The sequence below is a fragment of the Photorhabdus heterorhabditis genome (assembly GCF_018448905.1).
GTDB lineage: Bacteria > Pseudomonadota > Gammaproteobacteria > Enterobacterales > Enterobacteriaceae > Photorhabdus > Photorhabdus heterorhabditis.
Genome location: NZ_RCWA01000207.1, coordinates 1 through 255, shown reverse-complemented (window position 1 = coordinate 255; position 255 = coordinate 1). Strand labels below are relative to the sequence as shown.

Here is a 255-nt window from a genome sequence, read left to right as displayed (position 1 = left end):
CTAACCGTTTGTGCACCAAAGCCGGGTCATGGGTGAGTTGCTGCTGCATGTAGTCTGACCCCAGCCAGGGTTTGTACTGGGTAAATTTCGGGTCGGTCTCCACCAGATAGTGGCTGTCACTGCCCGGTTGCACGGTATACAGGCTGTTATCCGGCAAACGCGTATCGGGCGTCACCACGCGTATCACCGGGTCGACTGTTTGTCCTTTGACGGTTTCCGGCGGCAAACTCAGTTCAAACGGCTGACCGGGCGGCA

The 255-nt window shown here is 57.6% G+C and carries 1 protein-coding gene; it reads right to left on the bottom strand.

The annotated features are described in order from the left end of the window. Nucleotides 1–255 (bottom strand): hypothetical protein (locus EAE89_RS24560; RefSeq protein WP_214086703.1); only part of this gene is annotated, 255 nt, incomplete at both ends.